The organism is Burkholderia sp. WAC0059, from assembly GCF_002870125.1.
Classification (GTDB): domain Bacteria; phylum Pseudomonadota; class Gammaproteobacteria; order Burkholderiales; family Burkholderiaceae; genus Paraburkholderia.
On sequence record NZ_PNEO01000011.1, the window covers coordinates 1 to 12,573 of the forward strand.

Annotated in this window: 13 protein-coding genes; 4 read left to right on the top strand and 9 right to left on the bottom strand. The window is 65.5% G+C overall.

From position 1 onward, the window contains the following. The 5 genes from CY652_RS12690 to flhD all read right to left on the bottom strand — a co-directional run. Window positions 1-835: Hpt domain-containing protein (locus CY652_RS12690; RefSeq protein ID WP_180970561.1), on the bottom strand; the 835-nt coding region annotated here is incomplete at its 3' end. Window positions 836-890: 55 nt separating this feature from the next. Continuing rightward, window positions 891-1,280, bottom strand: coding sequence for a response regulator (locus CY652_RS12695; RefSeq protein ID WP_102131073.1), 390 nt, complete (start codon window positions 1,278-1,280; stop codon window positions 891-893). 175 nt (window positions 1,281-1,455) lie between these two features. Continuing rightward, window positions 1,456-2,472 (bottom strand): flagellar motor protein MotB, encoded by a 1,017-nt coding sequence (gene motB / locus CY652_RS12700; RefSeq protein WP_102131074.1) that lies wholly within the window; start codon window positions 2,470-2,472, stop codon window positions 1,456-1,458. A gap of 23 nt (window positions 2,473-2,495) precedes the next feature. Continuing rightward, window positions 2,496-3,356 carry a flagellar motor stator protein MotA gene (gene motA, locus CY652_RS12705; RefSeq protein WP_102131075.1) on the bottom strand — a complete coding sequence of 287 codons (861 nt, stop codon included), beginning with the start codon at window positions 3,354-3,356 and terminating at the stop codon, window positions 2,496-2,498. 308 nt (window positions 3,357-3,664) lie between these two features. Continuing rightward, window positions 3,665-3,991 carry a flagellar transcriptional regulator FlhD gene (flhD, locus tag CY652_RS12710; protein WP_258002294.1) on the bottom strand — a complete coding sequence of 109 codons (327 nt, stop codon included), beginning with the start codon at window positions 3,989-3,991 and terminating at the stop codon, window positions 3,665-3,667. 488 nt (window positions 3,992-4,479) lie between these two features. Between flhD and CY652_RS12715 the strand changes: the two genes are divergently transcribed. Next, on the top strand, window positions 4,480-5,547 hold the full coding sequence (locus CY652_RS12715; protein WP_102131077.1) for a glycosyltransferase family 4 protein: 1,068 nt from the start codon (window positions 4,480-4,482) through the stop codon (window positions 5,545-5,547). A gap of 157 nt (window positions 5,548-5,704) precedes the next feature. Here the strand turns inward: CY652_RS12715 and CY652_RS12720 are convergent, their stop codons facing one another. Beyond that, window positions 5,705-6,001, bottom strand: coding sequence for an H-NS histone family protein (locus CY652_RS12720; protein WP_102131078.1), 297 nt, complete (start codon window positions 5,999-6,001; stop codon window positions 5,705-5,707). Between the two features lie 299 nt (window positions 6,002-6,300). On the opposite strand from CY652_RS12720, the gene aqpZ reads away from it, so the two are divergent. Then, the gene (gene aqpZ, locus CY652_RS12725) at window positions 6,301-7,014 is read left to right on the top strand and encodes an aquaporin Z (protein WP_102131079.1); all 714 of its coding nucleotides are present in this window, start codon (window positions 6,301-6,303) and stop codon (window positions 7,012-7,014) included. 410 nt (window positions 7,015-7,424) lie between these two features. On the opposite strand, the gene CY652_RS12730 is transcribed toward aqpZ, so the two are convergent. Then, entirely contained in the window at window positions 7,425-8,315 is an 891-nt protein-coding gene (locus CY652_RS12730) for a BadF/BadG/BcrA/BcrD ATPase family protein (protein ID WP_102131080.1), read from the bottom strand. A 194-nt stretch (window positions 8,316-8,509) separates the two neighbouring features. Between CY652_RS12730 and CY652_RS12735 the strand changes: the two genes are divergently transcribed. After that, the gene (locus tag CY652_RS12735; RefSeq protein WP_102131081.1) at window positions 8,510-9,106 is read left to right on the top strand and encodes a DNA-3-methyladenine glycosylase I; all 597 of its coding nucleotides are present in this window, start codon (window positions 8,510-8,512) and stop codon (window positions 9,104-9,106) included. Between the two features lie 74 nt (window positions 9,107-9,180). Here the strand turns inward: CY652_RS12735 and rpsU are convergent, their stop codons facing one another. Both rpsU and CY652_RS12745 read right to left on the bottom strand, forming a co-directional pair. Beyond that, a complete protein-coding gene (gene rpsU / locus CY652_RS12740; RefSeq protein WP_102131082.1) occupies window positions 9,181-9,393 on the bottom strand; it encodes a 30S ribosomal protein S21 in 213 nt (70 codons plus the stop codon). A 397-nt stretch (window positions 9,394-9,790) separates the two neighbouring features. Continuing rightward, the gene (locus CY652_RS12745) at window positions 9,791-10,732 is read right to left on the bottom strand and encodes an aldo/keto reductase (RefSeq protein ID WP_102131083.1); all 942 of its coding nucleotides are present in this window, start codon (window positions 10,730-10,732) and stop codon (window positions 9,791-9,793) included. A 328-nt stretch (window positions 10,733-11,060) separates the two neighbouring features. Here CY652_RS12745 and CY652_RS12750 point away from each other — a divergent pair, with 328 nt between their 5' ends. Further along, window positions 11,061-12,554 carry a flagellin N-terminal helical domain-containing protein gene (locus CY652_RS12750; protein WP_102131084.1) on the top strand — a complete coding sequence of 498 codons (1,494 nt, stop codon included), beginning with the start codon at window positions 11,061-11,063 and terminating at the stop codon, window positions 12,552-12,554. Window positions 12,555-12,573 lie beyond the last annotated feature (19 nt).

Below are 12,573 nucleotides of genomic sequence, written 5' to 3' on the forward strand. Positions count from 1 at the left end.
GCGGCGCGACAGGCGCGGGCGCGGCGTTCGCCGCCGGCGCGACGCTTGCGGGCGCGGCCGGCTCGGCGGCGGCCGGCGCGGCGCCGGCCCGGTCCACCGTGATCTGGCTCTCGTCGATCACGAAGCAGCACACCGCGATGATGTCGCCGGACGGCACGTCGGTGTCGAGATAGACGGTGAGATCGTTGCCGTTCTTCGCCTGCTCGACGACGTGGCCCAGGTTGCCGAGCTCCTCGAGCAGCAGCGCCTCGTCGGCCTCGCCGACGCCGCGCAGCACGATGCGCAGATGGCCGCCGCCGGCCGCGTCCCCGGCCGACGTTCCGCCCTGGTCGTGCGCGCCGATCGCCTCGTCGACGACGTGCTCCGGCGCGCCGGACACCGGGGCCGCCGAAGCGGGCGCGGCGGCGGCCCCGGGCGCCGGCTTTTCCTCGACCGGCAAACCGCGGCTTTCCGCGTACAGCCGCTCGAGCTTCGCGCAGATCGCCGCGGTGGCTTCGGCGTCGGGCTCGGCGCTCGCGCGGTAGGCCGAGAGCTGTCCGGAGAGCACGTCCTTGGTTTCGAGGAACGTGTCGATCATGTCCTTGCGCAGCACGAGTTCGTTGTTGCGCGCGCGATCGAGCAGCGATTCGAGAATGTGCGTGGTTTCGGTGAGCGCGGTGAACCCGAACGTCGCCGCGCCGCCCTTGATCGAGTGCGCGGCGCGGAAGATCGCCGCCAGATCCTCGGGATCGGGGCGGCCGACGTCGAGATTCAGCAGAAGCTGCTCCATCTGGGCGAGCAATTCGTCCGCTTCGTCGAAAAACGTCTGGTAGAACTGGGTAATGTCGAGTGTCATGCCTGGGTCACCGCGAAATATCAGGGGTGGGAAGCATCGTGCGCCTGCGGCCGCGTCACGGGTTCGCGGACGGCGCCGCCGTCTCGCCGAGCGAGCCCACCAGGTCGACCAGCAAATCCGGATCGACCGGCTTTTCGATCCAGCCGGTGGCGCCCGCCTCGCGCACCGCCGCCTTGAACGTTTCGTCCGATTCGGTCGTGAGCACGAGAATCGGCGTCGCCGCGTAGGCCGGATTCGCGCGCAGCCGCCGGATCAGGTCGAGCCCGCTCATGTGCGGCATGTACTGGTCGGTCAGCACCAGGTCGAAGTGCTGCGCAAGCGCGTGCTCCAGCCCCTCGTCGCCGTCCTTCGCCAGCGTGACGCCGTAGCCGGCGGCCGTCAGCGTCGCCTGCAGGATTTCCCGCATCGACGCCGAATCATCTATCGCCAGAATATTCGTAATCATCCGATCCTCGCTCGCGTGCCGCTCGCCGGTTCCTGCTTCGCCTGCCCTTTTTGCCGCGCGACCCGTCACGCTGCTCCTCTCATGCCGTCGTTCCCGCCTGCTACGCCATCGTCACCGATGCCATCGCTCCCGCTTGTCCCGCTTGTCCCGCCTGCCCCTCTCGTCCTGCCGCCGCTCACGGCGCCGCCGCCGGCGCGGCGCCTTCGGCGGGCGGCGCCACGGCCGGCGACGCGGGCGCGACGCCCGGCAGCAGCGACTGGGCGCCGGCCGCGTCGTCGGAAATCGTCGTCGCCGTCGTGTCGTCGTGCATCAGCGCCGCTTCCGAGCGGTGGTTCAGCACGATGATGCTGATGCGGCGGTTCTCCGGCGCGAGCGGGTTGGCCTTGTCCAGGTTCTCCGACGACGCGAGGCCGATCACGCGCAGCACCTTGCTTTCGTCCATGCCGCCCGCGATCAGCTCGCGGCGCGAGGCGTTCGCGCGGTCCGACGAAAGCTCCCAGTTGCTGTAGCCCTTCTCGCCGCCGGCATACGGCACGGCGTCGGTATGCCCCTGCACCACGATGTGGTTCGGCACGTCGTTCAGCATCTGGCCGATCGCGCGCAGGATGTCGCGCATGTACGGCTCCACCTGGTCGCTCGCGGTCGCGAACATCGGCCGCTTCTGCGAATCGACGATCTCGATGCGCAGACCCGTGAGCGTCGACTCGATGCGGATCTGCTGCTTGAACTGGCGCAGCACCGGGTTCGCCTCGATCGCGTCCATCAGCCGGATCTGCAATTCGTGCAGCCGCGCCTGCTCCTGGGCGTCCTGCTCGGCGTGCACCTGCTGCCGCATGATCTGGTTCCGGACCGGTGCGATCTCCGAATTGCGCGCCTCCGCCGTGTCGGCGCGGTGGGTCACGCCCTGCTGGGTCGTCGACACGTCGCGGCCGCCGCCGCGCACGATGCTCGAATCCTCGGCGCTGCGCTGGCCGCCCCACAGCGTGATGCGCAGCGGCTGCTGGAAATACTTTGCGATGCCGTGCAGTTGCGGCGGCGAAACCGAACTGAGCAGCCACATCAGCAGGAAGAACGCCATCATCGCGGTCATGAAGTCCGCGTAGGCAAGCTTCCATGCGCCGCCGTGATGCCCCTTCCTCGCCGGCGCGACGCGCCGCACGACGATCGCGCGCTCCTTCTCGTTGGTACTCATCCGCCGTCTCCTCGCATGCCGCGTCACTTCGCCCTTACGCGGCGCACGTGCTCTTCGAGCTCGGAAAACGACGGACGCTCGGTCGAGAACAGCACCTTACGGCCGAACTCGACCGCGATCGCCGGCGCATAGCCGTTCAGACTCGCGAGTATCGTCACCTTGATGCACTGGAACATCTTGGTCGCCTCGGTCACGCGCTGTTCGGCGAGGCTGGCCAGCGGACCGATGAGACCGTACGAAAGCAGGATGCCGAGGAACGTGCCGACGAGCGCCTGGGCGATCATCTCGCCGAGCACGGCGGGCGGCTTGTCGGCCGAGGCCATCGTGTGCACGACGCCCATCACGGCCGCGACGATGCCGAAGGCCGGCATCGCGTCGCCCGTTTTCGCGAGCGCGTTGGCCGGCGCCTCGCCTTCCGCGTGATGGGTCTCGATTTCCTCGTCCATCAGGCTTTCGATTTCGAAAGCGTTCATGTTGCCGCCGACCATGAGCCGCAGGTAGTCGGTCAGGAATTCGATGATCTCGCGGTCGGCGAGGATCTTGGGATACTGGGTGAAGATCGGGCTCTTCTGCGGATCGTCGATGTCGGCTTCGAGCGTGAGCGTGCCTTCCTTGCGCGCCTTCGCCAGCAGCACGTACAGGAGAGCCATCAGCTCCATGTAGACGTCCTTGTTGTACTTCGCGCCCTTGAAAAGGGTCGGGATGACGCGGACGGTCGCCTTGATGGTCTTGATGCCGTTGCCGAGGACGAACGAGCCGATCCCCGCGCCGGCGATCATCAGGATTTCGACCGGCTGCACGAGCGCTGCGAGATGGCCGCCCCCCAACGCGTAGCCGCCGAAAACGGAGGCCAGCGTAACGAGTATTCCCACGAAAATCAGCACAGCCGGATCCTCACAAGAGAGTGCAGCGGACCGCCTTCGACCCGCGCCGTTTACTCGGTTTACGGCATGGCCGCGGAAAACTTTGGGTTTCGTGTCGGGCTTGCGGCAGACGCGCCGGCGCGGTTCGGACGGCCGCCCCGCGGGCGTTTCCGCCCGGCTGCGACAACGGCGCCGCCGGCCGGCACGAATGAGGTCCGAAATGGGGCCCGAGGAACCGGCGCACGGCGGCGGCCCGGGGCGGACCCGCCTGCGGCGCCCCGGCGCAAGCGCGGCGAAAGGAAACGACGAAATCGGAAAGGATTACGGGATCAGCCGATCTGTGCGGCGGGCTGGCTCGCCATCAGAACGGCCGCTTCGGCCGCCGCGACTTCGGCCGGCTTGCCCTTGTCGGCGAGCGAGCCGAGGATGGCGTGGTCGTCGAAGCGGAAACGGCAGAGCATCTGGTTCGACGCGGCAAGGCGCGTGGTCTGCGCGTCAGAGAGATTGACCAGCACGTCGGCCAGTTGCTCGGAAAGCCCCATGCGGAACATGCCCCTCGACTTGTCCTCGCGCAGCAGGCGTTGCGCGAGCAGCAGGTACGACAGGTTGACTTCCCTGATCTCGCTGAGCATGTCGCTCGACGTAGTCGCGCTCATGGATTTTCCCCGAAACTCAATGCTGGCTGGTCGGCCCTGTCGAGAAAACGTTTGCCTGCCCGTTTCACGACGGTCCATCTTTTGCTGGAAGACAGGTCTTCATCGCGTCCCGTCTATGGTCCCGGCCCGATTGTGTCCAACGAATTTGCGGCCGGAAATTGGATGGAAGCCTTCTTCTTTAGAGAGAAGAAAACCAGACTTTCTGTAGGAATTTCTCCTACAGAGCATATTTGGCGGAAATGGAGAGGGCCGGGGAAGGGAAAAAGTACCGGCTCGCGACCGGCTTCATGGGCTGCGCGCGGGCTTCGCTGTAGCGTTTTTATGCATCCTGCTACAGTGCGTATTTCGCGCTGTAACAACATTAAGTGTTTGCAAAATAACTCGAATCGTCCCCCCAGTAGTCGATAATGGGACCTAGGGATAACCCGATGCACCGCTGCGTGCCGTCTGTCAGGCACGCAGCCAGACTCAAGCAAGGAGATCGACTGATGCGAATCGCCCAAATCGCGCCGCTGTACGAAGCCGTGCCGCCCAAACTCTACGGCGGCACCGAGCGCGTCGTGTCCTATCTGACCGAAGCGCTGGTCGAACTCGGCCATGACGTGACGCTGTTCGCGAGCGGCGATTCGGTGACGTCGGCGAAGCTCGAAGCCGCGTGGCCGCGCGCGCTGCGCCTCGACCCGACGATCCGCGATGCGCTCGCGCCGCACGTGCTGCTGCTCGAGCGCGTGCGCAGCATCGCGCACGAGTTCGACGTGCTGCACTTTCACCTCGACTATCTGCCGTTCCCGCTCTTCTCGACGCTCGACACGCCGTTCGTCACGACGCTGCACGGCCGTCTCGACCTGCCCGAGCTACAGCCCGTGTTCGACTCGTTCCCCGACGTGCCCGTCGTGTCGATTTCCGATTCGCAGCGCCTGCCGCTGCCGCAGGCGAACTGGCTCAGCACGATCTATCACGGGCTGCCCGAGCGGCTCCTGACGCCGCAGACCGACCGCAAACCCGAGTACCTGGCGTTCCTCGGCCGCATCTGCCCGGAAAAGCGCGTCGACACGGCCATCAAGATCGCCGCGCAAAGCGGCCTGCCGCTCAAGATCGCGGCCAAGGTCGACAAGGTGGACCAGGAATACTTCAAGACGCAGATCGAGCCGCTGCTCTCGCAGGCGCACGTGGAATTCATCGGCGAGATCGACGAGACGCAGAAGCCCGCGTTCCTCTCGGGCGCGAAGGCGCTGCTCTTCCCGATCGACTGGTCGGAGCCGTTCGGCCTCGTCATGATCGAATCGATGGCCTGCGGCACGCCTGTCGTCGCGTTCAACCGCGGCTCGGTGCCGGAGGTGATCGACCACGGGCTGACGGGCTACATCGTCGAGGACGTGCAGGGCGCCGTGGCCGCGCTGCAGAACATCGATTCGCTCTCGCGCGAAGCGATTCGCGCGCAGTTCGAACAGCGCTTCAGTTCGATCGCGATGGCGCGCAATTATCTGAACAGCTATACGACGCTGATCGAGACGGCACAGCGTCCGGTGCTGCGCCGCGTCGCCGCCGGCGGCTGACGTTTTTTCTTCCGTGTTTCATGAAAACGCCGCATTGAACATGCGGCGTTTTTTTATGCGATCCCGAATAAGGAAGGGATAGCAGCGGATAACGACGAATAACAGCGACAAACCCGCGCGGGCGGCGGGATGGCCAACGACTTGCCGAACCGGCGCATCAGCCGATCAGAAAACGTTCCCGATTTTTGCCGGCAATCCATTTCGGCGGCTTGCCGCGGCCGCTCCACGTCGCGCCCGTTTTCGGGTCCTGGTAACGCGGCGGCAAGGGCGCCTTCTTCGGCGGACGGCCCCGTTTCGCCGCCGCGGCGAAACCGAGATCTTCGGCACTGAGACCGTATTCGGCAATCCTCTGCCGAATCGACGCGATCACCTCCGCAACCTCGTTGCGGCGCGCATCTTCGGCCTGCTCCTGCAGGCGGGCAATCTGCGCCTTGAGCTCCGAGTATTGCGACATTTCAATTCTCCCTTCATTCCTGGTAGATGCGACTCGAACGGCAGATTAGACGTAAATAACGGAATTAGCAATAAACAGCAATACGGACGTCAATACGACTTTAGCCAGCATGGCGGCGATTTATCGTGTCGCCAGGCAGTAAATCCGGACGGGTAATCGGGAAAAATGCGGAATCAATACGCGAGGAATTTGCAATCGTTGACACTTACGCGGATCAATTCGCCCGATTTTCAAATTCCCCCGGGAACAGAGACGGTATTATTGCCGCTCCCTCAAATCGATTTCGCGAGGTATTCACGATGCACTTATCCAAACGACTTGCTGCCGAACTATTCGGCACCGCCTGGCTGGTGCTCGGCGGCTGCGGCAGCGCGGTCATCGCGGCCAGTTTCGCCGGCCCCGTTCAGGGGCTCGGCATCGGCTTCGTCGGCGTCGCGTTCGCGTTCGGCCTGACCGTGCTCACGATGGCCTTCGCCATCGGCCACATTTCCGGATGCCACCTGAATCCGGCGGTCAGCGTCGGCCTGACCGTCGCGGGGCGGTTCCCGGCGCGCGACCTCGTGCCGTACATCGTAGCCCAGGTCGTCGGCGGCGCGCTCGGCGCGCTTTTGCTCTACCTCATCGCGACCGGCAAGCCCGGTTTCGACGTGGTCTCGAACGGCTTCGCGACCAACGGCTACGGCGACCACTCGCCGGGGCACTACTCGATGCAGGCGGCCTTCATCTGCGAGACGGTGATGACGGCCTTCTTCCTGTTCGTCATCCTCGGCGCCACCGATGCGCGCGCACCCGCCGGCTTCGCGCCGATCGCCATCGGCCTGTGCCTCACGCTGATCCACCTGATCTCGATTCCGGTGACGAACACGTCGGTCAACCCGGCGCGCTCGACGGGCCCGGCGCTGTTCGTCGGCGGCGCGGCGCTCTCGCAGCTTTGGCTGTTCTGGGTCGCGCCGATCCTCGGCGCCACGATCGCCGGCATCGTATATCCGCTGGTAGCTGGCCGACGACGTTAAGGTTTGGCCGCAGAGGCGCTTGCGCCGCTGCGGCAATCGGGAATCTGGGGGGGGGAAATCGGGGCGCCCGTGCGCGCGGCGCCCCGATTTCGTGGTCGTACCCGCTGGCAAAACAAGAATGAATAGCCCGGCGGCCCATATGGGAATCAGGATGATCCGCTGCGTTGAAACGCCTGCGTGTGCGGCTCGCCTGCCTCATGCCGCGAGCGACGGCAGCAAACCGCGCGTTTTCGCGTGAGCATGAAAGGCTCGACGGGCGTCCCGGCCCCAGCCTCGGCCGACGATTCAACTCGCCCCTGCTAACGATGGAGGGCGTAACGGTGGAAGGCGAAGAGGACGCACGGCGGCACTTTAACGGCAGTCACCTCGCCGCTATCGACAGCCTTGGCCAGGAATCAACCCGCGCCGCCTCAGCGGAAGGCGATCCCTTTGCGTAACGCCTCCCGCTGCGCCAGCTTCAACGCACCGTGCGCCGAATCGGCAAGCGGCACGCGCAGCCGTTCGCGCACGACCTCGAGCACCCATTCGGAAAGAGTCGGCCCCAGTCCTCCGCATAGCGCGGTCGGCAGCGCGCCGGCGGGATCGAGCGCACGCATCATCTTCACGATGTCCTCGCCGGCCTGCGTCAACAACCTCCCGGCAAGCGGATGGTCGCGATGCGCGAGCACGATGGGCGCGAGCTCGGCGTAGGCGGTCTGATCCGCGGCGCAAAGCCAGACGATCAGACTCTCCCGGTCGGTGGCGCCGACGCGCTTGAGCAGCGCCCGCGCAAAGGCGTCGACAGGCTCGCGAGCGTCGAGCGCCTGCTGCGCGTGGACGATGGCGCGCAGCCCGAGCCAGGCGCCGCTCGCCTCGTCCCCCGACGGAAAACCGAAGCCGCCCGCGATGCGCAGCGTGCCATCGGCCTCCAGCGCGGCCGCGATGCTGCCGGTACCGAGCGCGACGACGAGGCCCGGCTCGCCGCCATGCGCGCCGAGCAGCGTCGTGTAGGCGTCGCTCTCGATGGCCAGCCCCGCCAACTGCGGAGCCTGGGCGCGAAATGCCGCGAGCCAGTCCGGGTTGTTCACGCCGGCGAGACCGCATCCAAGCACGCAGCGTCCGGCATCGAACACGAGCCCGGCATTCGCGAAGACCGAGCGGCAACCGTCCAGGATGGCCTGCCACGCGCGCCCGACGCCGAGTCCGAGCCCGGATGGCCCGGCCGTGGCCTGCGCCAGCTCGACGCCGCGCGGGTCGCCAAGCACGACGCGGGTGCCGCTGCCGCCGCCGTCGATGCCGATCAGATAAAAAGAATGTCGCATGTGATGAGCCGGGTAGTAGCCGGAGGAATGCCTGGGAGCCCGGCGTGTGAAACGGATCGTGCCGTCAAGATTATCGGGCCGGCCCTCGCCCGGCAATTGGCCGAAAGAACTGTCCGGAAGGCCAGGGTGGTGACGCCGGCGCGATCCGCTATGCTGACGTGGCCTGCCAGATCCGTCCGCACAGGAGACCGAACGTGACACACCGCTGCAACTGGGCGACGACCGACGCACTCGCCCACTATCACGACACCGAGTGGGGCCGGCCGTCGCGCGACGACCGGCATCTATTCGAAATGCTCGTGCTGGAAGGCGCGCAGGCCGGACTGTCGTGGTCCACGATCCTGAACAGACGCGAGGCCTACCGCCGGGCTTTCGCCCAATTCGACGTCGACGCGGTGGCGTGCTTCGCGCCGGAGCGCATCGACGCGCTCGTGCAGGACGCCGGCATCATCCGCAATCGCGGCAAGATCGCGTCGGCCGTCGCGAACGCGCGCGCCGTGCAGCGCATCCGCGCCGAACACGGTTCGCTTGCCGCGTTCGTCTGGTCGTTCGTCGGCGACACGCCCATCCAGAACGACTGGGCCTCGTATCGCGACGCGCCGGCTTCCACCGAAATCTCGGACGCGCTTGGCAAGGCATTGAAAAAGCACGGCTGCAAGTTCGTCGGCTCCACCATTTGCTATGCATTCATGCAGGCGATCGGCATGGTCAACGACCACGAGCGCGACTGCCCCTGCCGCATACAGTGCGCCGCGGCAGGCGAGCGGCACGACGCGCGCAGCGAACCCTGAACGCAAAAACGCCGACGGCGGTGCGGCCTCGCAAAAAGGCACGCACCGCCGTCGGCGGAGAGGCAAAGAAGCGCTTAGTGGAGCTTCTTCGGCAGCATCTGGCTGCGCAGGCGCTTGTGCAGACGCTTCACGGCTGCAGCCTTCTTGCGTTTGCGCACGGCGGTCGGCTTTTCATAAGCCTGACGCTCACGCAACTCGGCGATCAGGCCGTTTTTTTCGATGGCGCGACGAAAGCGGCGGATCGCCACTTCGAACGGCTCGTTTTCTTTCAGAACAATCGTCGTCATGTAATTCCTGATTCAATCGCTTGATATACGGTTTAACGGCGTGAGCGTAAAGCCGCACACGCGCCGGCCCTCCGGTCGTTCCGGCCGGGCTAATCGACGCCGGCGGGACGAGAGGCAAGGCGGCCACGGAGGCCGGAAAAGAGAGGGAAGCTCGCGCGGAACGCGGTGGGATGCGCCTAGCAACCCCTCGCCTGCCTCTGCCTTACCTACTTTAGGCCAGCAAGTCCCGCACAACACAGCCCGCTTCATCCTTTACCGCCCCGAACAGGTCAAAAGCAGACGGCAAAACCAGCGGAAATCTCAATTCAACTCGTGATTATATCAGGAAATGTGTCCGTCGGCCACCTTTTCCTGATTCTGCTCAGCACCTTGCGTTCCCGCCAGCGTGCGCCGCGGCTCACGCGCTCGCGTCGTCGAGCGCCTGGACGTCGGCCGGACTCAGCTTCAGGTGCACGGCCGCCGCGAGGCTGTCCACCTGGGCGACCGAAGTGGCGCTTGCGATCGGCGCGGTGATGCCCGGGCGCGCGATCAGCCAGGCCAGCGCCACCGCCGCCTGCGTGGCGCCGTGCCCGGCGGCCACGCGGTCGAGCGCCGCGAGAATGCGCTCGCCACGATGATTCAGATACTTCTCGACGCGGCTGCCGCGTGCACTTTTGGCCAGATCGTCGCGCGAACGGTATTTGCCGGACAGGAAGCCGCTCGCAAGGCTGTAGTACGGAACGACGGCGAGGCGCTGCGCGTGCGCGACCGGCTCGATCTCGGCTTCGTAGCGCACGCGGTCGTACAGGTTGTATTCGGGCTGAAGGATCTGATAGGACGGCAGCCCGTGTTGGCGCGACACCGCGAGCGCCTCCTCGATGCGCGCGCCGCCGTAGTTGGAGGCGCCGATCACGCGCACCTTGCCGGCCTCGATCAGCCGCTGATAGGCCCCGAGCGTCTCCTCTAGCGGCACGCTCTGGTCGTCTTCGTGCGAGAAGTAGACGTCGATGTAATCCGTTTGCAAGCGTCGCAGCGAATCCTCGACGGCCGCCTCGATGTTGCGCGCCGACAGCCCGCGCCGTCGCGGGTCCTTCGCGACCTTGGTCGCGATGACGAGCCGGTCGCGCTTGCCGCTGCGGGCAAGCCACTTGCCGATGATCGTTTCCGACTCGCCGCCCTGGTTGCCGTCCACCCAGGCCGAATAGACGTCGGCGGTATCGACGAAATCGAGCCCGGCGCCGACGAACGCGTCGAGGATCGAGAAAGACGTGGCCTCGTCGGCGGTCCAGCCGAATACGTTGCCGCCGAACATCAGCGGCGCCACCTGCAACGAAGAAGTACCGATGCTGCGTCGTTCCATGGCCGTGCTCCACGATTAATTGGGCGCAAAGGGAGAACAAGCATACGCCGTATCCGCAAAGGCGGCCGGACCCGGCCAAACCTTTCAAAAACCATTCATCCGGCAATCCCCGCCGGCCTCACCCGTTCGCTTTCTTCATCTACCCATCGGGCATCGGCGGGCTCGTCCGGGCGGCCAATCATCCGAATCACCACATTGATTTACAGAAAGTCCACTCAAGTTTTTTTTGCCTGCGCCGTCATCCTCACTGAGGCGGCCAGCAATGAGAGTGCTTCCGCCCATTCCAGCATGGCCATGTATCAAGACTAACGCCTCTACGGAGAATCTCATGCTAACCATCAGCAGTAACATTTCGTCGCTGATCGCCCAGGAGAACCTGAACGGTTCGAGCAGTGCCCTGCAGAGCGCGATTACGCAACTCTCGTCGGGCAAGCGCATCAACAGCGCCGCTGACGATCCTGCCGGCCTCGCCATCGCGACGACCCTGCAAACGTCCGTCAACGGCCTGGACCAGGGCGTGTCGAACGCGAACGATGCCGTGTCGATGGTGGAGACGGCCAGCACGGCCCTCTCGCAAATCACCAACGCGCTGCAGACGATCCGCTCGCTCGCCGACGAAGCCGCCGGCGGTACGCTGTCGTCGAGCAACCAGGCTGCCCTGCAGCAGGAAGTGTCGCAGCAGATCAGCGAAGTGAACCGGATCGCCTCGCAAACCACGTACAACGGCATCAACCTGCTGAACGGCACGGCCGGTCAGATCAACGTTCAGGTCGGTGCGGACGTCGGTCAGACCGTCAGCGTCAACCTGAGCCAAGGCCTGTCGGCCGCCAGCCTCGGCGGCGGCTACGTGCAAGCCGGCAACACGCTCGGCACGCTCACGGGTCTCGACCTGAACAGCAACGGCACGGTCAACACGTCGGGCGGCTCGGGCGCGATCACGGAAGTCAACGTCCTGTCGAACGGTTCGGGCGGCTTCATCTTCACCGACCAGAACAACCAGGTGCTGTCGTCGACGGCCACCAATGCGCTCTTCTCGACCACGACGACCAACGGCGTCGAGCAGCTCCAGGTCGTAAGCGGTTCGGGCCTCACGCAGTCGGACGAACTGACTGGCATTTCGGCCGCCATCAGCGCGTCGACGGCGTCGACGCAAAGCGGCACGGTGCTCGGCGAGATCTCCGGCATCAACATCGACCCGACCACGGGCCTCGACGAAACAACGCCCGACACCGCCAACGTCATCACGTCGGTCACGGTCGAATCGAACGGCAACGGCGGCCTGCTGTTCTTCGATCAAAACGGCAACCAGCTTGCGCAAAGCGCCGTCAGCGGTCTGTTCAGCACCTCGGGCAACGGGAATGCCACGACGCTCGGGTTCGCCAACACGCCGACGAGCACCTTCGACGGCGGCTCGGCCGGCGACGCGACCCCGACTACGCCGACCACCGCGGCCAACGCTGCCGGCGTGGTGTCGACCCTCGGCCAGATCAACCTCAACAACACGCCGACCTCGGTTGCGGACGTCAATGTCAGCACCACGGCCGGTGCGAACCTGGCCATGGAAATCGTCGACAACGCGCTCGCGTCGATCGACAACATGCAGGCTTCGCTCGGCGCCGTGCAAAACCGCTTCACGAGCATCGCGACGGCTCAGCAGGACGAGTCGACCGACCTCTCGAGCGCCCAGTCGCAAATTCAGGATACCGACTTCGCGTCCGAAACGGCCAACCTGAGCATGGCGCAGGTGCTGCAACAGGCCGGTATCTCGGTGCTGGCGCAGGCGAACGCGCAACCGCAGCAAATCCTGAAGCTGCTCCAGTAATAAGTAATGGCGCAGCAGT